This is a genomic window from Arthrobacter sp. PGP41 (genome assembly GCF_002953935.1).
Classification (GTDB): domain Bacteria; phylum Actinomycetota; class Actinomycetes; order Actinomycetales; family Micrococcaceae; genus Arthrobacter.
Window position 1 is genome coordinate 556,295 of the sequence record NZ_CP026514.1, and the last position, 21,691, is coordinate 577,985.

Genomic DNA, 21,691 nt, shown 5'->3' on the forward strand with positions numbered 1-21,691 from the left:
TCATTAGCGTACACTTTTAGCGGTAGGCATGTCAGGCAAGGAGCCAGTTCCATGGGTAAGGCCAACTCAGCAGGCAAGGAAAACGCGTCGCAGCGCTTTATGCGGGCCACCGGCAGGCTCCGGGCCATCTTCGGCCCCGCGAACCGCTCATCCCTGGGCCACGACATGACGGATGAAAACCGCAGGCTGCTGGCCCAGCGGCAGGCGGAGACCCGGCAGTGGGAAACTGTGACGCGGCCGGACGGCAGCACTTACGTGGTCCCCCGGAATCCAGAGGACAAATCCCTCCGCTGACCCCGGGCAATGCTGTCTTGGCCAGGAGCCTTTTCCGGCCTGCAGGCATAAAATAAGGGCACTGGCTCCTGCCGGCAGGAGCCCTTTCCCCGATGTCCGGGAAGGGGGTGGAAACAGTGGCACATGTACTCAGCGGTTTCATGAATCTCACCGAAAGGCTGCGATTCGTCTTTGGCCCGGCCACGCGGCTGGACCCGGATACGCCTGTGGTCCACAAGCATGACGCTTTCGAACAGGCCTCGGAGGAGGACCTCTCGCACTTCGTCGTGGAAACAGATTCGACCGGCCATCACTACGCTGTGCGCCGCGAAGACCTCGAGAAGGAAAGCTGACCGGCCAGCCCAGCCTGGGGCATCTATAACATCTGCAACGCAGGAAAGCCGGGCTTCCTCCGAGTATCGGAAGACGCCCGGCTTTCCCGCGCATCCGGCGGGTTTGGGTTGCCGGTGGGACTACCGGCCGGTGCCGCCGTAGACCGTTGCTTCGTTTTCGCTGTCCAGGTCAAAGGCCTTGTGGATGACACGCACGGCCTCGTCCAGGAGGTCCGCGTGGGTCACAACGGAGATGCGGATCTCGGAGGTGGAGATCATGTTGATGTTGATACCGGCGTCGGAGAGGGCTTTGAAGAACGTTGCCGAGACGCCGGGGTGCGAGCGCATGCCTGCACCGATCAGCGACAACTTGCCGATCTGCTCGTTGTACTCGATGCTCTCGAAGCCGATCTGGTCCTGCGCCGCATGGAGGGCCGCCAGTGCGTCGGCGCCTTCCACGATGGGGAGCGTAAACGAGATGTCCGTCCGGCCCGTGCCGTGGGTGGAAACGTTCTGCACGATCATGTCGATGTTCGAGTGGGCGTCGGCGATGACCTGGAAGATCGCTGCGGCCTTGCCCGGAATGTCCGGAACGCCAACAACAGTGACCTTGGCTTCGGAACGGTCGTGCGCAACGCCGGAGATGATTGGCTGCTCCAAGGCAACTCCCTCTTGTGTGGTGATCTTGTCTTCGGCGCTGGGGATGACCCAGGTGCCTTCGTGCTGGCTGAATGAGGAACGGACATGCAGGGGCACGCCGAACCTGCGGGCATACTCCACGCAGCGCAGGTGGAGGATCTTGGCGCCGGACGCTGCGAGCTCCAGCATTTCCTCGCTGGAGATCCGCTCAATCTTCTGGGCGGAGGGAACTACGCGGGGATCTGCCGTGTAGATGCCGTCCACGTCCGTGTAGATCTCGCACACATCCGCCTCAAGGGCCGCAGCCAGCGCCACCGCGGTGGTGTCTGACCCGCCCCTGCCGAGGGTGGTGATCTCGTTGGTGGCACGGCTCATGCCCTGGAATCCGGCCACAATGGCGATGTTGCCCTTGTCCAGCGCCGTCCGGATCCGGTGGGGATCCACATCGATGATCCGGGCCTTGCCGTGGATGCCGTCAGTGATCATGCCGGCCTGGGAACCGGTGAAGGACTGGGCGGAGGCGCCCAGTTTATTGATGGCCATGGCCAGCAGCGCCATGGAGATGCGCTCGCCGGCGGACAGCAGCATGTCCATTTCGCGGGCGGGTGCCGAGTCCGTCACCTGGGCGGCAAGGTCCAGGAGTTCGTCCGTGGTGTCACCCATGGCAGAGACCACAACAACCACCTCGTTGCCGGCGGCCTGCGCGTCCACCACCCGTTTGGCAACCCGCTTGATGCCGTCCGCGTCCGCCACGGAGGATCCGCCGAACTTCTGCACGATGAGCTGCTTTGTCACCGCACGGCCGGCGGGCAGCCCCTGCGGCTGCGTTGCGTTGTGCACTTCGGTAGTGGGCGTACTCATGCGCGTACCTTCACTGGATCTGTAGGGGTTTGGAGGCCAGGCAGCCTAACGCCTGGTCGGCGCGACTTCTCCCCACAGTTTATCGCCGCCCGCTGCCCGGGGTTGAATTGTGACCATTTCCGGCCGGCCAGGCAGCCCCTGGAGGGCGCGGGCGGCGTAGGCTCAGAGCGTCAGAATGCAAAGACTGTGGGGGCAGGTGCAGATCGATGGCAAGGATTTCTGAGGTACCGGGATATTCGGGCGTGCCGGTGTCCGACGACGGAATATCGGCGCGTGGCGTCAGCCGAAGCTTCGGCGCGGTGCGCGCCGTCGAACACATGGACTTCCATGCTCCGGCAGGGAAGGTGACCGCCCTGATCGGACCCAACGGCGCCGGCAAGACAACGCTCCTGCTGATGCTGGCATCGCTGCTGGCGCCGGATGAGGGGACAATCAGCGTGGGGGGCCTGGATCCCCTCCGCCACCGCGCGCAGGTCAGAAGGCGCCTGGGCTGGATGCCCGATACGTTGGGCGTGTGGGAGTCTTTGACCGCCCGGGAGATCCTCACCCAGATGGCCCGCTTTTACCGGCTGCCGGCCGGAGGCCTCGGCCAAAGGGTGGCCGCCATGCTGGAAAGGGTCCGGCTGGACGATCTCGCGGACCAGCCGGCACGGGTGTTGTCCCGCGGGCAGCAGCAGCGGCTGAGCCTCGCCAGGGCACTGATCCACGACCCTTCAGTCCTGCTCCTTGATGAGCCAGCCTCTGGCCTGGACCCGGGCTCGCGGGTGGAACTCCGCACCATGCTGAGGCAGTTGGCGGCGGAGGGCAAGGCCGTGGTGGTGTCCTCCCACGTCCTCAGTGAACTCGACGAGATCGCCGACGGCGCAGTGTTCGTCAATAGGGGCCGCACAGTCCGCCAGCAGTCCACTGCCGAAGCAGCCGCCGCGGGCCGGCGGTACGCGATCTCCGGCTCGGACCCGGCAGCACTGGCCGCAAGGCTTACCGCCCTGGGAATGGCGTTCCGCGTCGAGGATGGCCGCCGTCCGGGCGTGAGCCTGGTGCTGAACAACGACGGCGATGCGGAGCGCCTCCTGCGGGACCTGGTGCTGGCCGGCGTCGGAATCATTTCCTGTGCCCCCGCAAGCGGGGCCCTTGAAGAGACCTACATGAACCTTGAGGGGGAGCGGCAGTGAGCCAGGCAACCGACAACAGGCAGGACACCTCGGGAACCGGCGCATCAGCAGCCTATCTTGCGGGAATCAGGAATGTGGTGGTCCTGGAACTGAAGCAGCGCCTGCGTTCGCGCGGCTGGTACATCTTGCTGGCCATCTGGTTTGTCCTGACCGGTGTGGTCACCCTGCTGACGTGGGCCGGCTGGAACGCCTCGCAGGCTGCCCAGCGGGCGTATGGAGGCTATGTTCCGCCGGAGCCGGCCGGGCCGGGTTCAATGATCTTTGAAGTGGTGCTGGCATTCGTCCTGTTGTTCGCATTGCTGGTGGCGCCCGCCTTGTCTGCCAATGCAATCACCGGGGACCGGGCAGGCGGCACCCTGGCGATCCTGCAGGTCACCCTCCTCGAACCCGGCCAGATACTGTGGGGGAAGTTTTTTGCCGCCTGGCTGGCAGCCCTTGCGTTCCTCGTGGCCAGCGCGCCGTTCCTGGTCATTGGTGTGGCTCTCGGGGGAATGACACCGGGACACGTGACGGTTGCACTGCTGATGCTGGCAGTTGAAGTGGGCATCGTATGCGCCTTAGGCGTGGGGATTTCGGCTCTGGCCGGGCGGTCCTTGTTCTCCATTTTGGTGACTTACCTGGCGGTGGCCGGGCTGGTTTTCGGCACGCTGATTTCCTTCGGGCTCGGCACGGGCCTGGCCCAGGGCACCGTCATGGCCAACAACCCGCTGTACCGCCAGTACGCACCGCTGGAGTCCGGGCCGTTCGGGCCGGAGTACACCTGCTCGGGTCCGCTCCGGGAACAGCCTGCCGTCCGTACCGAGCGGGTTGCATGGCTGCTCGGCATGAACCCTTTCGTGGTGGTGGCGGATGCCATCCCATACCGCGACCGCACAGCGCAGACGGGTTTCGCCTCCGTCGGGGCCATTGAAGGAATAAGCCAGGGCACCCGCCAGGCAATGGCCGGCCCGGACGGCACCGTCCCCTGCGCCAACGGCATGGTACGGCCGCCGTACCTGGGGCAGAAAACTCCGCTGTGGCCGCTTGGACTGGGGCTTCAGCTGGTGCTGTCCGCCCTGCTGATGTGGCTCGGCCGGCGGGCGCTCAGGACACCTGCGCACAAGCTGGCCCGGGGTGTGCGCATCGCATAGTCCGGCTCTGGACAGCCCTGGCGTGTTGGGCAACGATAGGACCAGCCGGCACCTTTGCCGGTCTGAGCCGGGCTGGGGCCTGTCCGTGGAAAGGCGGGCTTCCCCATGGCCGACGACGACCAGCCTGCTGCGCATCCAGTCGCCGAACCCTTCTACGAACCGATAGGCGCGAACGCCGGCGGTTCCGGCAGTTCCAGCTGGGAGGATGACGACGACGGCGGCCGGGAACAGATGCACGGCGGCCGGCCGGGCATGCAGCTCGCGGTGGCTGACGCTGGCCGCAGCATCCGTACCGTCAGGTTCTGGGCGCTGGCGGGCAGCGCTGTTGTAGGAACCTGGGCAGCTTCCGCCGCCGCCGTGGTGATGTTTGCGTCGCTGGGGCAGGGGAGTGGCGGGTATAACGCCCCGATGCTGGTGTACGCGCTCGCCGCAACCCTCATGCCGTCCGTGGCGGCCTGTCTTGCGGTGGCCTGGGGCATGCAGTGCCAACGACACGTTGCCGCAGCCACGGAGCCGGCCGTGGGCGGCGTGGTCCTCCCGGCATTGCTGGCCACCACATTCCGTGGGTTCATTTTGGCTGCCCTGGCGTTCTGCGTGCTGATGCTGCAGTCGCTGGCTGCCGGCGGACCAGGCACTGTGGCGGCGGCCGCTGCCGGGGTCATCGCTGTTGAGGGCACCGTTTTCGGCGCTGTTGGAGTGGGGGTGGCGGCTACGGCAGGGAAACCGCGACTGGCCCGGGTGGCGGGTTTGGCGCTCGCCGGAATCCTGGTGGCTGGCTCGGCCGGTGGCGCTGCCGCCCTGGTGCCCCTGGTCCGGGTGGTGGAACCGGTGACCGTGGCAGTGAATGTGCAGTGGGGACCCGCCGGGACACGCCAGGCCTACCAGTGTTCGGAAGTCCCGGCCGGCGTAGCCGAGGTCTACCATACCGAGCGCATCATGTGGCTGGCCGCCTTCAGCCCCTCGGTGGTCTTCCTGGCGCTGGGCGCTGACGCCGATCCGGCCGGGGTTGTCCTGGGATGGGTGCCGTCAGCCATGCAGGAAGCGGGGGACGGCACCCAGGTCCCCTGTGTGAACGGGGAACCGCTGGCCAAGGATTCGGCCAGGATGCCGCTGCCTGTGGTGGGAATTGCCGGCCAGGCCATAGTGGCTGGAGTGCTGCTGGCCGCCGGAAGCAGGACGGCTGGTTCGCGCAGGCGTCCGCGGACCTGACGCGGGCGCGCTTGCGGCTCTTGCGGCGCTTCCCCGGGCCCGGCCCGGCTAGGCAGGGTCCGCCAGGGGCAGGTCAGATGAGGGCGTTCCGGCGTCCCTCGAACGCCCGGCCAAGGGTGACCTCGTCCGCGTATTCCAGGTCGCCGCCCACAGGCAGCCCGGAGGCCAGCCGGGTCACGGTGATGCCGATTGTCTTGAGCATACGGGCCAGGTAGGTGGCGGTGGCCTCGCCCTCAAGGTTGGGGTCCGTAGCGATGATGACTTCCTGGATAGCGCCGTCATTGAGCCGGGTCAGGAGCTCGCGGATGCGGAGCTGCTCCGGTCCGATGCCCGCAATGGGGTTGATGGCGCCGCCCAGCACGTGGTAGCGGCCCCGGAACGACCGCGTGCGCTCCACTGCCAGGACATCCTTTGATTCCTCCACCACGCAGATCACCGCCGGATCCCGGCGCGGGTCACGGCAGATGTTGCACAGTTCCTGCTCGGTGACGTTGCCGCAGGCGGTGCAGAACTTGACCCGTTCCTTGACGGTCGTGATCGCCTCAACCAAGCGCTTCATGTCCTGGGGATCGGCTTCGAGGATGTGGAACGCCAGCCGCTGGGCGGATTTGGGGCCCACCCCCGGAAGGCGTCCGAGCTCATCAATCAGCTCCTGGACAGCACCTTCGTACACGTTTTCCCCTTAGCTTGGGATGGATTGCGGGCAGGGCAAAGACTTAAAGGCGGTCCCCCGTTTGACCGGGCAACCGTCAATATCGCGGTGTGATGGGGCTTCCGTCGGGGGAGCGCTCCTCAATCAGCTTTCCGCCCAGAATACGCTCCACCGCGGCACGGCCGAACACGCCGGACTCTTCGATGGTCTCATCATCGGCGCTGGGGATGTCCTGGACGTACGTGGCAGCAGCTGTCACCGCACGGGCCGGGGCCTTGGCGCGGCCGGCTTCCGCTTCAGGGCTGTTGGAGAGGCGCTGGTAAAGGCTTTGCCGTGCCTCGGCTGCGGCGGCCGGGGACAACTGGGGAGCCTTGGCCGGGGCAGCCTGGGTTGGAGTGGCGGCGGGAGCCGGGGAAGCTGACGCCATGGCGTACTCTGGCTCCCGCGTTATGTCCGGTTCCGCGATGGCTGGTGAGAAACCGCCCCCGCCCGGTTCGTCCGTTCCAAACCGTCCAGCGCCTGCAGATGCTGCAGACGCTGCCAGGCCCCAGTCCGGCTCCGGGCTGGTGCCGGCTCTCGTGACGGGGATTGAAGGTGGTACCTGGGCTGTGGCGGGTTCGTAGCGCGGTGCGGCCACCGGCCCGGTTGGTGCCTCGTCCGGCGCCGCAGGGGAGGCTGCCCTTCCCACGTTGCTTTCTTCACCGACCACCCAGACTCCGGGAGCCTGTTCCACGGCACGGGTCCAAGGATCCTGCGGTTCTGCAGCCGTGCCAGCGGCAGAATGATGCTGCCCGTGAGGCTGGACGCCCGGGACGTTAACGGGGCCGGGGCGTGCCGGCGACGGCCCCTTTGCACCGGAATCGGTGACGGGGGTGCCCGACGGGCCTGAACCGGCCTGCACCCCCGAGGGCTGGGCCCGGTTGGACGGGGCCCAGTCCATGGGAGGTTCTTCGTCCAGAGGGGGAGCGTCCTCGTCCCTGGCCGGTCCCCAGTCGTCGTCGGAATATGAGTAATCTTCCTCCGCGGCGGCGTGGGCCGCCGGGACCGGGGCGGACTCTGCGCGGGGCGGGACCTGCGCAACGGGTTGTCCGGATGCGGGCCGCACGGTACCGCTTCCGGGAGGCGGGGCCGAAAGTGCCGCGGCTGCTGCCTGGGCCGCCACGCCTTCCGGTGCGACGTCGTGGGCCTGGCCCGCATCAGCTTGTCCCTGCCCCGTACGTGCACTTTGCTGATGTTTTGCGTCCGGTACAGAGTGCTGCTGGCTCGCGGCAGCGGGCCCGCCAAGGCCAGGCTGCCGTGCTGCATCGCTGCCCGTCGGAGCAGGTGCCGGCGCCAGCCCCCAAGCGACGTCAGCCGAAGTTGCCGGTGCCACCCGTCCGGCGGGCACTTTTGGGTTTGGGTCAGAGCTCGCCTGCGTGCCGCCACCGGCCGACGCAGTGATCTGGCAGTCGATGCCTACGGTCTTGTGGATGGCCTGGCGCAGATTCTCCGAATGGTCCGCCCGGCCGAAGGCTCCGGCAAGTCCGGACGTGGTGAATGCGAGGGTGAGGCTGTGGCCGTCGAAGGCAGCAACCTGGGCATTGGGTTCAACGAGGGCCCACGTGCTGCGCTTGATTTTGGACAGGGTCTGCAGGACGTCGGGCCAGGCGCGGCGCAAGACCTCCACGTCCCCCATGGGTCCGGGCGCACCGGCAGGCGCCGCCGCGGTGGGTGCCGCTGGGGTGGGCGACTTCTCCGCCTGCCCGGCAGGGGGAGCTGCTTTGGGCTCGGCGGCGGGCGCCGGGCCGGAGCCCTGAGCGGGGCCGGAACCCGGCGTGCGCATGGCACCTTGAGCCGGGCCGGAACCCTGCGTTTCCATGGCATCTTGCGCCGAGCCGGACGCACTCGCAGCGGCCGGCTCCGCCGGGGCCTGCGGCGGCGAGGCAAAGCCGGGGCCGCGACCGGCTGGACGATCCGAGGGGGCAGGAGACGGGCGGTTCCCTGCCGAATCGTCTACCGGCCAGTCGCCGGTGCTGACTCGCGGGGCGGTCAGGGCAGAGCGTGGTCCGCCGGCCGCAGAGGAAGCTTCCCCGACGGAGCCCGCGCCGGGAGCTGCCGGGTCCCCGGGGGCTGCGGTGGCTGCCGGCAATGCCGGGGTGCCGGGCGCCGGGCCCGCAACGGCCGGAGCCGCGGGCGCCGCCTTCGCGGTAGCCAGGGCCGGAACGCTGGCAGCGGTGGCGCCAGCTGAAGACGCAGGAGCCGAGGGCCTTGCTTCCCGGGCAGCGGCGTTGGCTGCCCCGGAAACGTGTGCCGGCGGAGCGGCAGGTGTGGCGGCAGCTGTGGAGCCGTTCACACTTGACCCGGCGGGAGCCCCGACGTCGTTCCCGGCGTAGTTCAGCCTGCGCTCCACGCGGTCTATCCGCGCCGCCATGCCGCGCTCGTTTTGCTCCGAGCTGGGCAAAAGGATCCGCGCGCACAGCAGCTCAAGGTGCAGCCGGGGGGAGGTGGCGCCGGTCATCTCGGTCAGCGCGGTATTGGTGACGTCCGCTGCGCGCGACAGCTCGGCCGCCCCCAGGTTGTGGGCCTGGTTCTTCAGGCGGGCAATCTGGTCCGCAGGCATGCCGCGGAGAATGGTTTGGGCGCTTTCAGGCATGGCCTGGACGATGATGAGGTCGCGGAACCGCTCCAGCAGGTCCTCAACGAAGCGGCGGGGATCGTGGCCGGTTTGGATCACCCGGTCCACGGCCCGGAAAACGGTAGCGGAGTCAGAAGCGGCAACGGCCTCAACCACGTCATCGAGCAACGACGCGTGGGTGTATCCGAGCAGTGCCACGGCAAGTTCGTAGTCCAGGCCGTTCGGCCCGGCACCCGCCATCAGCTGGTCCAGGACGGACAGCGAATCACGGACGGAGCCGCCGCCGGCACGGATCACAAGGGACAGGACGCCGGGGGCCACCGGGACGTTCTCCTGGTTGCACAAGAGCTCCAGGTAGGCCATCAGCGGTTCCGGCGGCACCAGCCGGAACGGGTAGTGGTGGGTGCGGGAGCGGATGGTCCCGATGACCTTGTCCGGTTCCGTGGTGGCGAAGATGAACTTGATGTGTTCCGGTGGTTCTTCCACGATCTTCAGCAGGGCGTTGAAGCCGGCGGACGTGACCATGTGGGCCTCGTCAATGATGAAGATCTTGTAGCGGTCCCGTACTGGTGCATAGGTGGCCCGCTCGCGGAGGTCCCGGGCGTCGTCCACGCCGCCGTGGCTGGCGGCGTCAATCTCGATGACATCCAGCGAGCCGGAACCGCCGCGGGCGAGCTCAACGCAGCTGGGGCAGGTGCCGCAGGGGGTGTCGGTAGGGCCTTGGGCGCAGTTGAGGCAGCGCGCCAGGATACGGGCGGAGGTGGTCTTGCCGCAGCCCCTTGGGCCGGAGAAGAGGTAGGCGTGGTTGACCCGGTTCTTCCTCAAAGCCGTCATCAGCGGCTCGGTGACATGCTCCTGCCCGATAACGTCAGCAAACGAATCTGGACGGTATCTGCGGTAGAGGGCGGTAGTAACTGTCACAGAGAAAACCCTACCAATCCGGGCCGACATCCTGCCGCCCTGTGGGGGAATAGTAAAGACCCCCCATGCACCCGCCAGAGCCCATTTACCCTTGCTACCTTCCGGTCCTGGGGGAGTTCAACAGGATGACGCCACATGAGGGGCCGTCAGACACTTTACCCGAACTTCCGGCGCGACTCGAATCGATTAGCGCCAGCCCTCCACCGGCCAGCTCATAAAGGCTGGCTCCTCATAGGGATGCGCCGCCCGCAGCGCTGCAACCACAGCGTCGAGCAATGCCTGGTCAACCACGCATTCAATCTTGTCCTCGGCCGCCTCCTCCGGCTTTCCCACGTGCCCAAGGTACGGTTCGGAGCCTTCCAGGGGAGTGAAGCGGCCCGTCCCGGGCACGACGAACGAACAGTGCGAGTAATTGCCGATCCTGCCGGCTCCGGCGTTACCGATGGCCGCGAGGACCCGGTCCGTGTGGGAACGCGGGACGTAGACCACCAGTGCATGCAGCTCCTTCATGGTTTCCATCGTGCCCGAAAGCAGCCGGCAAGCGGACGAAACTCGTTGCTTATCCCGGCAACTCCCCGGATTATGGGTACATACGCCGATTGGGGCAATCTCCGATTGTGAGGTGCGTGGCCTGGCTGAACGGGCCGGACCCGGCAGCTCAACGGTGTCTGGGGAATGGACGCGTTGGGGGCGTCCATTTCGTGGTTAAAGTGACGGGCAGCCCTCTCAGGGCCTGTGGAGGACCAGCTTGTTCCGGCCAATTGGGCGATGCGGAAAACATCAGGTAGCCTAGTATCTGCTTTTGATTCAGAAGCAGCTGGAGAATTCGCCTAGCGGCCTATGGCGCACGCCTGGAACGCGTGTTGGGTTAACGCCCTCGGGGGTTCAAATCCCCCATTCTCCGCCGGTGAGGACCCGGCTCCCGTTCAATCGGGGGCCGGGTCCTTTCTATTGGTGCGGCGTCATCCCGCCCTTCGGCGGCCGCCACGCCCAGCCGCCGAAGCCGTTCCCTGGCGGCCAGCTCGCTTGGACCCCTGTGCCCCAAGGCCAGGCGTGCGACGCCGAGAACCAGCTTCGTTGCGAGCCTCACCGGCAGCGGCAGGGGACCCAGTCGGGGAACTTCCAGCCCGAGCATCCGGCGGTACCTTGGCTCCAGGCTGTATACAGCGCCCGCGAAGAGGAGCCGGTACCCCGGCCGGAGCATCCGGTTCAAGGGCGGGTTGCGGACGAATCCCACTGTCTCTGCCACACGGCCGTCACCCCGGAGATCACCGCTTTCGTACCAGCGGTCCAGCTGCCTGTGCATGTCCGCCTCGGTGAGCGGCGGATCCTCCACTCCCATCAGCCGGCCCGCATGGGCCCACTCCCGGACATACGCGTCCGGTCCGCCGGGAATCGTGCCTCCCCACAGTTTGTGGGCCGTGAGGAAGGCGTCAGTGAAGGCCAGATGGATCCAGCTGGCCAGGTGCGGATCGTTGGCGCTGTAGGTGCGCTGTGCCCCCTGGTTGTCGCTGTAGCTGCCCTGGACGGCCTCGTGCAGCCGGCGCACCCTCCGTGAGGCGTTCCCGGCGGCGTCCTTGGAGCCGTAGGTCACCGTGAAGATCCAGCGGATGGTGTTGGCCAGCCTGCCCAGGGGATCCTCGCGGAAGTTTGAATGTTCGTGGACGCCGGCAAGGGCGCCAGGGTGCAGGGACTGCATCAGCAGGGCTCGGATTCCGGCGACGATGGGCGACATTGAACCGTGCACCGCCCATACCGCGGAACCGGGCAGGTGGTACCCCGGGTCATCGCCCTCCGCAAGATCCAATTGCCATTGCTGAACCCCTTCGGAACCGTTGCTGAAGGTTCGGACCAAGCGCTTCTTGATGGGGCTGAGGATGCTTTTGATGGTGCACGCCCTCCTGTGGAGAACTCGGCTGTCGAGCTTATCGTAAGCACGATTCAGCGAAGCTGCAGCGGAGTGGTCCGGTGGCCGTGGCGATGCTGCAGTTCGGTGTCTCCCCAAAAAACCCAAAGTGTGCCCGCTGCGGGGTTCACAGGGCAGCGACTGTATGTTCACATGGTAGGTACCCGTCAAGACAATGCGCGGGTGGCCACGTCCTGGAGTCAGTCTTTTGGGCACTCACGCGGTATCCGGGAAACACGATAAGAACCCCAATGGCCTTCGCCTGCATGGTGCGCGAACCGTGGTCGCCACCGGGGTGCTCGCCATCTCCGTCTGCGCGTTCAACCTCTCCGGCAGCAGCTCTGAACCGGGAACCGCCACGGCCTCCGTTGCCCATGCCGGTGCCGGTGCCGCGGGGAATCTTTTAGGTGACGGAACCGGCGCTGATGGCGGGACCAATGGCAGAGCGGCGGCGGGGGGTGCACCGCCGTCGGACGGCCTTGTAGCCGCGGCTCCCCTGACTGTTGCCATCCTGTCCGATCCCCAAGCTGAAGCCGGTTTTCCGCGGCCGCTCCCGGGCAGCTCCGCCGAGGGTGCTCCGCCAGCGCTGACCGTTGAGCTGACAGGGTTGGGAAGGCCGCCGGCGGGTTATCTCATGGCGCCCCTCAAACTGCTGATTCCCACGTCGCCCTTCGGATTCCGGGTAAGCCCGCTCTCCGGGCTGGCTGGGGATTTCCATCTCGGCCAAGACTATTCGGCCCCGTGCGGCACCCCGGTCTACGCTGCGGATTCAGGCGTGGTCCGTGCGGCCGGATGGCATCCCTGGGGCGGCGGCAACCGGGTTGAAATCGATCACGGCAACGGACTCATCACCACCTACAACCATTTGGAGTCCATTGCCGTCCGCAGCGGTGACTCCGTCAGAGTTGGCCAGGCCATTGCCAGGGTAGGCACCACCGGGTGGTCGACGGGATGCCACCTGCATTTCGAAACAATCCTCAACGGACGCCACACGAGTCCGCTGCAATGGCGCCTGATGGCGGTATGGCCAGTCGGAGCCGGGCCCGCTGAGTCGCTGACCTACCTGCCAGGCACCACTGTTCCGTCCATAGGGCCGGTGCCCATACGCTGGACCATCCCGATGGGGCAGGGCAGCAAGCCTCCTTCGGCCGCTCCATGGGCAAATTTGCCGACGACGGCGGCTGGCTCCTCCGCCGGGCCGGCATCCTCGTTGCTGCTGGCTGCGACGGTTGACCCGGGGGCGCCGTCGACGTCTGAGAGTGGGACGCCGTCGCCGCCGTCGCCGTCGCCGTCTGAGTTTGACCCGGGGACGCCGTCGCCGTCGCCGTCTGAGACCGGCACGCCGGCCCCCGTTGAGCCGAGTCCGGTTGAGCCGGCTCCCGCCCCCATCGAACCGGCACCGACCGAACCGGCGCCGACCGAACCTGCGCCGGTTGAGCCGAGTCCGGTTGAGCCGGTTCCCCCGCCCAGCGAACCTGCACCGACCGAGCCGGCCCCGGTTGAGCCGGTTCCAGTTGAACCTGCCCCGGTTGAGCCGGTTCCCACGCCCATCGAACCTGCACCGACCCAGCCCGCCCCGGTAGAGCCGGTTCCGGTAATACCGGCCCCGGTTGAGCCGGTTCCGGTTGAACCGGCCCCGGTTGAGCCGAGTCCGGTAGAGCCGGTTCCCACCCCCATCGAACCTGCACCGACCGAGCCTGCCCCGACCGAGCCCGCCCCGACCGAGCCCGCGCCGACCGAACCCGCCCCCATCGAACCAGCGCCATAGGCAACCGGCCCCTCACCGGTGCCTTAAAAGTGCGCCGGGATCCTTGCAGGAAACGCCCAGCCCTGACCAATACCGCGGTCCGTTGGTGACGAATTCCATGCATGGACAACCTTTTGGGGAAGCGGTCTGTAACCGACCTGTACCGGTTCCCGCTGACCCTGAACGACGGTGCCCCGACCGATTTTGGCAGGTTCAAGGGCAAAGCGGTGATGGTGGTCAACGTTGCCTCCAACTGCGGGTTCACGCCCCAGTACACGGGGCTGGAGACGCTGTATCAAAAATTCCGGGACCGGGGGTTTGAAGTACTCGGCGTACCGTGCAACCAGTTCGCAGGCCAGGAACCCGGCAGCGACAGCGAAATCGCCGAATTCTGCCAGCGCAACTTCGGGGTCACGTTCCCCCTCACCCTCAAGGCGGACGTCCGTGGCAGGAACCAGCACCCGCTTTACGCGGAGCTCACCAAGTTCAAGAGCGGGCTGCTGCCCGGATTAGTGAAATGGAACTTTGAGAAGTTCCTGGTCAACAGGGACGGCCGGGTGGTGAACCGCTTCGCGCCAACCGTGGAGCCCGATTCGGCGGCGGTTATCGACGCCGTCGAGGAGGCCCTCTGTTGAAAAACGGGCCCTTCGCCGAACCGGGCGGCTGAAAAGCGCAGTTCTTTCATCTTTTTCCACATCAACTACGGCGATTTACCCAAAGTTTGCCAAATGTCTGATTGGATAAACATTACTGAAGGGTACAAGGGAAGCGCCGTTTCCCACCGAACCACAGAGGCAGCAATGGAGCACATCGAGGCCGAACATCCCCGGCCACGCCACTTCCTACTCCACCTGAGCGATCCCCACTTGATGGGAGGTCCGGATCCTCTTTACGGCGTCGTTGACAGCGAAGCACGCCTTATCCAGCTCTTCGAAGAAGTGAAGGCGTCCGGGGCGCGGCCGGAGGCCGTGATCTTCACCGGCGACCTCGCCGACAAGGGCGATCCTGAAGCCTATGTGAAACTGCGGGCAATCGTTGAGCCCGCCTGCGAGGAACTCGGCGCTCAGGTGATCTGGGCGATGGGCAACCACGACAACCGTGAAAACTTCCGGACGGGACTGCTGGACGAAGCCCCGAATGACGCGCCCGTGGACAAGAGCTACTCCGTCAACGGGCTGCGCGTCATCACCATGGACACCTCAGTTCCCGGGTATCACCACGGCGAGCTGAGCCCGTCGCAGCTGGACTGGCTGACGCGGCAACTGGACACTCCTGCCCCCGACGGCACCATCCTGGCGCTGCACCACCCGCCCATACCGTCCATCCTGGACCTCTCGGTCCTGGTAGAGCTGCGTGACCAGGCGTCGCTGGAGGCAGTAGTCCGGAACTCGGACGTCCGCACCATCCTCGCGGGCCACCTGCATTATTCGACCACGGCGAGCTTCGCCGGCATCCCTGTCTCCGTGGCATCGGCCAGTTGTTACACCCAGGACCTCAATGTTCCCGTTGGCGGCACACGGGGCCAGGACAGCGGGCAATCCTTCAACCTGGTCCACGTGTACGAGCACACCATCGTCCACTCGGTAGTTCCGCTGGGCCGTTCCACCACGGTGGGGGAGTACGTCTCCCCGGAAGAGACCGAGTTCCGGCTGGCCGCCGCCGGGATCCGGATTCCAGAAACCGCCAAGCAGCGGAACAGCGCGAAGATCGGGCTCCCCACAAGCCGGTAGGCCGCTGCCTACTTTTCCCTGCCTACTTTTCGCTGCCTACTTTTCCCAAGGCGCCTTGATGGGGAAGTACTTCTCCAGGAAGTCCGTGACCAGTTTGGCGCGCTCGTCGGCATCCACCTCGGGGAAGCTGCCGTCGTTCAGGCAGAAGAAATCCATGTTCCGCTTGGCCAGCAGCTTGGGCAGGTAATTCAGTCCCGTCCGCATGGTGGTGTCCACGTAACGGACCTTCGCCGCCGTCTGGGTCACCGCCCGGCCCGTCAGCAGGGCGTAGTAGTGGTAGAAGGAGTTGGTCACGGAGATGTTGTCCGCCGCCCGGAAGCGGCTGGCCGCCGTCTTCCGGAATTCCTCAGGGAACTCGCGCTCCATCTTCGCCACCACGCTGCGCCGCAGCGGCGCGGCTGTGTGCTCCAGGTGCCGGGTAGTGATGCGGCCGAACCTGTTCCATAACAGCTTGCGGTTGACACGGGCCGCGTTCTCGAACCCGCTCCGTTCTGCAGCATTCTCGCCCAGCCCGATCCGGGTCTCCGCCTCAATGAACTTGGTGATGCCGCCCGGCGTGAAGAACAGGTCCGGGCTGACCGGCCGGCCGAAAAACATGTCGTCATTGGAATACAGGAAGTGCTCGGACAGGCCTTCGATGTTGTGGAGCTGGCACTCCACCGCCTGGGAGTCGTGGGTGGGCAGCACGGAGGGGTCCGAGAAGAATTCCTCACTGCGGACAATGGTCACTGACGGGTGTTCCGCCAGCCACGCGGGTGCCGGTGAATCCGTGGCAATGAAGATGCGGCGGATCCAGGGCGCAAACATGTAGACGGACCGCAGCGCGTACTTGAGTTCGTTGATCTGCCGGAAGCGGGCCTCATGGTCATCCCCTTCGCCCAGGACAACGTCCTTCTGCTGGGCCCGGCGGGCGGCAATGTACTCAGGGGAGCTGCCGTCCACCCAGGAGAACACGAGGTCGATGTCGAAGCTGATGTCGCTGGCGTGGTCCGCGAACATGTTCTCGATGGTGGGCCACGTGTGGCCATAGCGTTCAACGGTGCCGCGGACAGCGTCCTGCCGGAGCAGGGTCCTGCGCGTGAGGGAATTCTCGATCGGCAGGATGATCTCGTCGCCCTTGAAGGACCAAAGCTCAAGCTGGACACCTGCGGACGCACCGAACTCGAAGCCGCCGGCCGGCTCCACCCGCGGCCGGTACAGGCGGAAGATGCGCGCCTTCCGGTTGGAGGAGAGTTCGCCGTCCGCAACCAGCAGGGAGGTCTTCTTCTTGGCGTCCACGGTCATGGAGTAGAAAGGTTCGTCCTGGCAGGCTTCCACCAGGGCGGCCCTGAGCTTCTTCCGGTCTTTCCAGTCCAGGGCAACGACGGGACGGTCATTGTTGCCCCTGACCAGCAGGTAGGCCAGGCCGGCGTTGGCAAGCACATTCCTGACAAACAGCAGGTCCTCCACCATGGCCTGGTACGGAGTCCTGTTGTAGTTGATCAGCGCGATGCGGCCCTTGTGCGTGATGACGTCAGGGCGCGGGTTGAGGCGCTGCTCAGCTTCTGCGGAGGTGATTTCCGCGTGAAATTGTTCCTCTACGGATGCCTGGCCGCCGTAGTAGACCTCGTCTTGAACCGGTGCTTCTGTAATGATGGTCTCCGTGCTGCGTATTGGTTAGCGTTCCTATGTGCATGATAGCCCCGCCCGTAAAACGGCAGGGTCCGGGCAACCAATGCCCGGAAGGGGCTTAGGCGCCCAGCGCCTCCCGCCAGCTGCGCAGGAAAGCACCGCCGGCGTCGTCGTGGATTACGGACGCCCCAAGCCCCAGGTCCTCGGCGGTCAGGACTTGGTACGGTTTTTCCGGGATACCGTCCGCGGGCCGGACATCCACGTGCTTGACCGGGTGGTCGTTGTGGTGAAGCCAGTCAGCCATGGCATAGTCCGTGCGCGAATCGCCAACGGTCCGCCAGGCCTCCGGGGTGATGCCCTGTGCCGCGAGCAGCTCCACTGCCCGGCTGGCTCCCAGGTCCTTCCCAAGCCGCACCGATTCAATGTCCGTGGAAATGATGGTGGGGTCCACCCGGTAGTCCACCTCGTCGTCGGAATTGGGGGCGTGGTGGTCCAGCCGCACCACTCCCAGCCCGTGGCGGGCCATCAGCTCCATGGCGTCGGCGTCGAAGAGTTTTTGCTCCGCCAGGTACTCGACGCTGGGCACCTCGATGTGCTGCTCCACGGACACCATGGCCCTCTTGGTTTCGTCAAAGAACATGTGCGCGGCATAGTCCTCTGCCACCATCCGCCGGATGTCGTCCCCGTAGGCTGCCGGCACGGCGAGTTCGCGGTCCACATGGATGGGGCCGGGCCCGGCCGCGGTGTAGCTGAACCAGACGGCGCCCTTCTCGCAGACGGCGTGGATGATGGTGCCTGACGGAATCCCGGCGGCGATCATGGGTTCCATGACCTGTTCCCTGATGAACGCGTCAGAGCGCCCGGTGTTGAAAACAACGGGGATGCCGGCGGCGGCGAGGGCCACCAGGTCATCGATGATCTCCCGCTTCACATCGCGGGTGACCGGACTTGCCACCGGCCCGTCCACGTCGAGCAGGAGTGCCAGAGGCGGCGTGGCGCGTGCATGGGCTCCTGGTACGGACACGGCGGGGGACTCGGATGCTGTCATGCATCTATTCTCTCAGCAGCGCCGGGCGCGGGCTGTTCCCGGCGGGTATTGGGCACCGCATGTGACACATGGTCACTGTTTGGCCACAACCTGCAACAGGCACGCCCGGGCACTTTCGCTGGACGTGCAGGATGCCTAGTGTGGCAAGGTGATATTCAAAGCTGTGGGCGAGGGCCGCCCTTACCCCGACCATGGTTACATGACGCCCAAGGATTGGGCTTCGCTCCCCCCGCGGCCAGTCCGGCTGGATGAGCTGGTGACCACTAAGCGAACCCTTGACCTGGAAGCCCTGCTGGCCGAGGACTCCACCTTTTTCGGTGACCTGTTCCCGCACGTGGTGCAGTACCAGGGAACCCTGTACCTGGAGGACGGGCTGCACCGCGCCGTCCGCACCGCCCTGCACCAGCGCACCGCAATCCACGCGCGGGTCCTGGTGATAGATGGCTAGGAAGAAGCAGCAGGACGTCAGCGTCCTCCACGGCCACCGCGTTGTCACGGGCCCCGAGCTGCGGGCCACCTTTGAAGCGGCCCGCGAGGCCGACGATACGGCGCGCGTGCGCCGCCGGGCGCTGCACGGGGTTGTCCTGGTCCTTCTCATTGGCCTGATCCTGGCGGCCATCATTACCGCGCTGGCCATCATCGACGGACGGCTGAAGTTTCCCGCCGCAGCGCCGGCCGAGGAGGCCGTCTCCACCTGCCCCGCCGCCACTTTCGACTACACCCCCCACGACCAGATCAACCTCAACGTCTATAACTCCACGAGCAGGCCCGGGCTGGCCCGCTCGGTGGCGGATGAGTTCCTGGCCCGGAAGTTCGTGGTGGGGGCGGTGTCCAACATCGACGCCGGCTACCGTGGCATTGCGGCTGTGGTTTCCGGAGCCGCCGGCCAGGCCGCTGCCTTCAGTGTCCAGCGCAACCTGCCGGGTTCGGACTATTTCCAGGACAGCAGGACAGACGGAAGCGTGGACGTGATCCTCTCCCAGAACTACAGCGCCCTGGCCCCGCCCGAGCTCGTTGACCAGACGCCCGGGAAGCTGAGCTGTCCGAGGGAAAGCCGGCGCATTGCCGACGACGACAAATGGCCCGTCATACCGTCGGCGGCGCCAACTCCGTGACGCGTGGCCAGCCGCCCGCCCACTGCGGTGCTGCTTAGCCCGCCACGGCGGGAAGCGGGGCCAGCCGGACGGGGCGGCCGTCGTCGTCGAACCTTGCCCCGGCGCCCAGCTGGATGAAGCGAACCGTCCTGGCCACCCGGGCTTCCAGTTCGGCGGGCTCATCGCTGCCCCGGGCCGCGCTGGAGGACAGGGTGCCCAGGATCAGCTGTGCCTGCTGGTTGACGTCCGCCACTGGGAGGTAGCCCTGTTCCATTCCGTCCCGCAGGATCCCCTGCAGCAGGATGCTCAGCTCGCCCACGTGGTTGGCGAGTTTGGCAAAGGACGACGGCGAGAGCACGGCTCCCATGGCAGGCCCCGGGGGGAGGTGGCGGCGGCTGAGGTCCACCACCTGCGCGCGGACGTACAGCGCCAGCCTGTCCACGGGGTTGTCCAGGCGCCCCAACGAGTCACGCAGTTCGGCGAGGAACTTTTCGGTCTCATCCAGGGCGTAGGAGATCAGCAGTTCTTCGATGTCCGCGTAGTAGTTGTAGACGGCGGTCCGGCCCACCCCGGCGTGCCGTGCAACGTCCGTCATGGTCAGCCCGGGCAGCCCGTGCGAAAAAAGGAGTTCGCCGAAGGCCGTAAGGATACGCCGCTGGGTGTCCGCTCGCTGCTCGGCGTTGGTGGCCGCTGAAATCCTGGGCATACAGACACTTTACCGCCGTGTGTCAGTAAACGCCCCGCCCCTTCCTGCTGCGCTTTCCTAGGCCGGGCAGCCGTCCGGTCCGCAGGCCTCCCCATCACCGGAGTTGACCATGACAAGGGGATTGGCTTCCTGCCATGCCTGGTTCAAGGCGGCAGTGAAGGTCCCGGCGGGTTGTGCCCCGGAGAGTCCGTACTTCCGGTCGATCACGAAGAACGGGACGCCGCTGATGCCCAGGGACCGGCCTTCCTCGAAATCGTAGCGGACTGCGTCCGCGTACTTGTCCGTGGTGAAGAGTTCATCCACTGCGTCGGGGTCGATGCCGAGCCCGACACCGAGCGACGCAAGGTACTGCCGGCTGCCGATGTCCTTGCCATGCTCGAAGTGGTCGCTGAGCAGGCGTTCCTTTGCAGCGTCCTGCTTGCCGTGGGCAGCGGCAAGGTGGATCAGGCGGTGCGCGGTGAAGCTGTTTGCCACCACCACCGAGTCGAACCGGTAATTCAGGCCCTCGGCCTTCGCCTGGCCGGCAACGTGGCCGAACATCGCCGAGACCTGCTCCGCGGGGATGCCCTTGCGGGAGCTCAGGTACTCAAGTTCCGTGCCGTCATAGTGCTCGGGAAGGGTGGGGTCCAGCTGGTAGCTGCGCCAGGTGACGTCCACGTAATCACGGTGCGGGAAGGCCGCAAGGGCAGCTTCGAAGCGCCGCTTGCCAATAAAGCACCACGGGCAGGCAACATCGGACCAGATCTCTATCTTCATGCTGGAGGTAACCGCGGACTCCGGGCCGCCATTCCGGACCCGGGTGTTAGTTGCCGCACAGTGGGTCTTGTCTGCGGGCCGGTTCCGGGCAATAGTCAGACTGTGGGTTGAGCAGACGGCCCCTCGGGGTGTCAACCCGAACCAGCGCCGCGGGCCGGACGGTTTCCGCGGAACAAGGTGCCCGGCCCGCTGGGGAGCCCGGCCTGTCATTATCCTGGAGGTCAGGGATGCGGATAGGACTGGTTGCAGGACCGTGGATTTCGGTGCCGCCTGCAACATACGGCGGAACCGAAAGAGTTGTGGACAGCCTGGCCAGGGGCTTTGCCGCTGCCGGGCATGACGTGCTGCTGGCGGCACCAGCTGACAGCACCTGCCCGGTGCCGAGGGTTCCGGGGATGCGGCCGTCGGCTCCGGAGGACCTGAACTTCACCCTCTCCGAACTGAGCCACGTGGCGCGCGCCTATGCGGGAATGGACGGCGTGGACATCATCCACGACCACACGATGGCCGGCCCCCTGTATTTACTGCGGCCGGAACGGACCCCTGTGGTGACCACCATCCACGGCCCGCTCAATTCACAAGCGCAGGACATCTACCGTGCCATTGCGCGGAAGGCGGCGGTCATCGCCATTTCCCGTGACCAGGCTTCGCACGCACCTGGCATGCCCATCACCCGCGTGATCCATCACGGGATGGATCTTTCCTCCGTGCCGATGGGCTCCGGCCGTGGGGGCTATCTCTGCTTTGTGGGCAGGGCCTCCCGGGATAAGGGACTGCTGGAGTCAGTCATGATTGCCCGCGAGGCGGGAATACCGCTCAGGATCGCCGTCAAAATGCGCGAGCCGGATGAGATCCGCTATTTCCGTGATGCCGTCGAACCCGTCCTCGGATCGAATGAGGAATTCGTGGGGGAAGTGGACGATGCATCGAAGTACCGGCTGATGGGTGAGGCGCTCGCCTTCCTCAACCCCATCCAATGGCCGGAGCCTTTCGGCCTGGTGATGATTGAGGCGCTGGCTACAGGAACTCCGGTGATCGGCACTGCGGTTGGCTCGGCAGCCGAAATCATCGACCATGGACGGACCGGGTACCTGGGGCGAACGGACGAGCTGGCCGGTTTCGTGGAGATGGCTGCAGGCCTGGACCGGGCGGTGTGCCGAAGGGCGGTGGAGGAACGCTTCAGCGAGGAACGCATGGTGAACGAGTACCTCCGGATCTTCGAGAAGCTGCTGGCAGGGGAGGCCCCCTCGGGGGTTCCGGATGTGGTTGGTTTGCACCAGAATCTTTAAG

At 66.1% G+C, this 21,691-nt stretch carries 20 protein-coding genes, 1 tRNA gene, 1 other RNA gene and 1 pseudogene; 12 read left to right on the forward strand and 11 right to left on the reverse strand.

Annotation, left to right across the window (positions count from 1 at the left end):
• The first annotated feature begins 51 nt into the window (after positions 1-51).
• Together C3B78_RS02685 and C3B78_RS02690 are read left to right on the forward strand one after the other, a co-directional pair.
• A complete protein-coding gene (locus tag C3B78_RS02685) occupies positions 52-294 on the forward strand; it encodes a hypothetical protein (protein ID WP_104996703.1) in 243 nt (80 codons plus the stop codon).
• A 116-nt stretch (positions 295-410) separates the two neighbouring features.
• A complete protein-coding gene (locus tag C3B78_RS02690) occupies positions 411-626 on the forward strand; it encodes a hypothetical protein (RefSeq protein ID WP_104999594.1) in 216 nt (71 codons plus the stop codon).
• 120 nt (positions 627-746) lie between these two features.
• Here C3B78_RS02690 and C3B78_RS02695 read toward each other — a convergent pair whose 3' ends face one another.
• The gene (locus C3B78_RS02695; RefSeq protein WP_104996704.1) at positions 747-2,105 is read right to left on the reverse strand and encodes an aspartate kinase; all 1,359 of its coding nucleotides are present in this window, start codon (positions 2,103-2,105) and stop codon (positions 747-749) included.
• A gap of 206 nt (positions 2,106-2,311) precedes the next feature.
• On the opposite strand from C3B78_RS02695, the gene C3B78_RS02700 reads away from it, so the two are divergent.
• From C3B78_RS02700 to C3B78_RS02710, 3 genes are all read left to right on the forward strand, one after another.
• A complete protein-coding gene (locus C3B78_RS02700) occupies positions 2,312-3,277 on the forward strand; it encodes an ABC transporter ATP-binding protein (RefSeq protein WP_104996705.1) in 966 nt (321 codons plus the stop codon).
• A complete protein-coding gene (locus C3B78_RS02705) occupies positions 3,274-4,407 on the forward strand; it encodes an ABC transporter permease (protein ID WP_104996706.1) in 1,134 nt (377 codons plus the stop codon). The genes C3B78_RS02700 and C3B78_RS02705 overlap by 4 nt, the downstream gene beginning before the upstream one ends.
• A gap of 105 nt (positions 4,408-4,512) precedes the next feature.
• Entirely contained in the window at positions 4,513-5,616 is a 1,104-nt protein-coding gene (locus C3B78_RS02710; RefSeq protein ID WP_104996707.1) for a hypothetical protein, read from the forward strand.
• A 73-nt stretch (positions 5,617-5,689) separates the two neighbouring features.
• Here the strand turns inward: C3B78_RS02710 and recR are convergent, their stop codons facing one another.
• The 4 genes from recR to C3B78_RS02730 all read right to left on the reverse strand — a co-directional run bounded on the left by recR (position 5,690) and on the right by C3B78_RS02730 (position 10,313).
• Positions 5,690-6,289, reverse strand: coding sequence for a recombination mediator RecR (gene recR, locus C3B78_RS02715; protein ID WP_104996708.1), 600 nt, complete (start codon positions 6,287-6,289; stop codon positions 5,690-5,692).
• Positions 6,290-6,365: 76 nt separating this feature from the next.
• Positions 6,366-9,833, reverse strand: a complete 3,468-nt coding sequence (locus C3B78_RS02720) for a DNA polymerase III subunit gamma and tau (protein WP_104996709.1) — start codon at positions 9,831-9,833, stop codon at positions 6,366-6,368.
• Between the two features lie 21 nt (positions 9,834-9,854).
• Positions 9,855-9,951: signal recognition particle sRNA small type (gene ffs / locus C3B78_RS02725), an RNA gene on the reverse strand.
• A gap of 38 nt (positions 9,952-9,989) precedes the next feature.
• Complete coding sequence (locus tag C3B78_RS02730) at positions 9,990-10,313, reverse strand: hypothetical protein (RefSeq protein ID WP_104996710.1); 324 nt, start codon at positions 10,311-10,313, stop codon at positions 9,990-9,992.
• Between the two features lie 309 nt (positions 10,314-10,622).
• Here C3B78_RS02730 and C3B78_RS02735 point away from each other — a divergent pair.
• Positions 10,623-10,707, forward strand: a tRNA-Ser gene (locus C3B78_RS02735).
• Here the strand turns inward: C3B78_RS02735 and C3B78_RS02740 are convergent.
• Positions 10,672-11,658, reverse strand: a complete 987-nt coding sequence (locus tag C3B78_RS02740; protein ID WP_234005500.1) for an oxygenase MpaB family protein — start codon at positions 11,656-11,658, stop codon at positions 10,672-10,674. The two genes, C3B78_RS02735 and C3B78_RS02740, sit on opposite strands and share 36 nt — an antisense overlap.
• Positions 11,659-12,343: 685 nt before the next feature.
• On the opposite strand from C3B78_RS02740, the pseudogene C3B78_RS19945 reads away from it, so the two are divergent.
• A pseudogene (locus C3B78_RS19945) lies at positions 12,344-12,697 on the forward strand (M23 family metallopeptidase); the annotation flags it as partial.
• Between the two features lie 71 nt (positions 12,698-12,768).
• Here the strand turns inward: C3B78_RS19945 and C3B78_RS19950 are convergent.
• Positions 12,769-13,461, reverse strand: a complete 693-nt coding sequence (locus tag C3B78_RS19950; protein WP_234005640.1) for a hypothetical protein — start codon at positions 13,459-13,461, stop codon at positions 12,769-12,771.
• A gap of 117 nt (positions 13,462-13,578) precedes the next feature.
• Between C3B78_RS19950 and C3B78_RS02750 the strand changes: the two genes are divergently transcribed.
• Both C3B78_RS02750 and C3B78_RS02755 read left to right on the forward strand, forming a co-directional pair.
• Entirely contained in the window at positions 13,579-14,091 is a 513-nt protein-coding gene (locus C3B78_RS02750) for a glutathione peroxidase (RefSeq protein WP_104996711.1), read from the forward strand.
• Positions 14,092-14,256: 165 nt separating this feature from the next.
• Complete coding sequence (locus C3B78_RS02755) at positions 14,257-15,186, forward strand: phosphodiesterase (protein ID WP_104996712.1); 930 nt, start codon at positions 14,257-14,259, stop codon at positions 15,184-15,186.
• A 36-nt stretch (positions 15,187-15,222) separates the two neighbouring features.
• On the opposite strand, the gene C3B78_RS02760 is transcribed toward C3B78_RS02755, so the two are convergent.
• A complete protein-coding gene (locus tag C3B78_RS02760; protein ID WP_442778254.1) occupies positions 15,223-16,638 on the reverse strand; it encodes a stealth family protein in 1,416 nt (471 codons plus the stop codon).
• A gap of 277 nt (positions 16,639-16,915) precedes the next feature.
• Entirely contained in the window at positions 16,916-17,845 is a 930-nt protein-coding gene (locus C3B78_RS02765; RefSeq protein WP_104996714.1) for a hypothetical protein, read from the reverse strand.
• A gap of 148 nt (positions 17,846-17,993) precedes the next feature.
• On the opposite strand from C3B78_RS02765, the gene C3B78_RS02770 reads away from it, so the two are divergent.
• On the forward strand, positions 17,994-18,293 hold the full coding sequence (locus C3B78_RS02770) for a type II toxin-antitoxin system VapB family antitoxin (RefSeq protein ID WP_199775313.1): 300 nt from the start codon (positions 17,994-17,996) through the stop codon (positions 18,291-18,293).
• Positions 18,286-18,960: a LytR C-terminal domain-containing protein gene (locus tag C3B78_RS02775; RefSeq protein WP_104996715.1), complete on the forward strand. Its 675-nt coding sequence runs from the start codon at positions 18,286-18,288 to the stop codon at positions 18,958-18,960. The genes C3B78_RS02770 and C3B78_RS02775 overlap by 8 nt, the downstream gene beginning before the upstream one ends.
• A 34-nt stretch (positions 18,961-18,994) precedes the next feature.
• On the opposite strand, the gene C3B78_RS02780 is transcribed toward C3B78_RS02775, so the two are convergent.
• Positions 18,995-19,645 (reverse strand): TetR/AcrR family transcriptional regulator, encoded by a 651-nt coding sequence (locus tag C3B78_RS02780; RefSeq protein WP_104996716.1) that lies wholly within the window; start codon positions 19,643-19,645, stop codon positions 18,995-18,997.
• A gap of 57 nt (positions 19,646-19,702) precedes the next feature.
• Entirely contained in the window at positions 19,703-20,401 is a 699-nt protein-coding gene (locus C3B78_RS02785; protein ID WP_104996717.1) for a DsbA family oxidoreductase, read from the reverse strand.
• A gap of 227 nt (positions 20,402-20,628) precedes the next feature.
• Between C3B78_RS02785 and C3B78_RS02790 the strand changes: the two genes are divergently transcribed.
• Positions 20,629-21,690 (forward strand): glycosyltransferase family 4 protein, encoded by a 1,062-nt coding sequence (locus C3B78_RS02790; protein WP_104996718.1) that lies wholly within the window; start codon positions 20,629-20,631, stop codon positions 21,688-21,690.
• The last annotated feature ends 1 nt before the right edge of the window (position 21,691 follow it).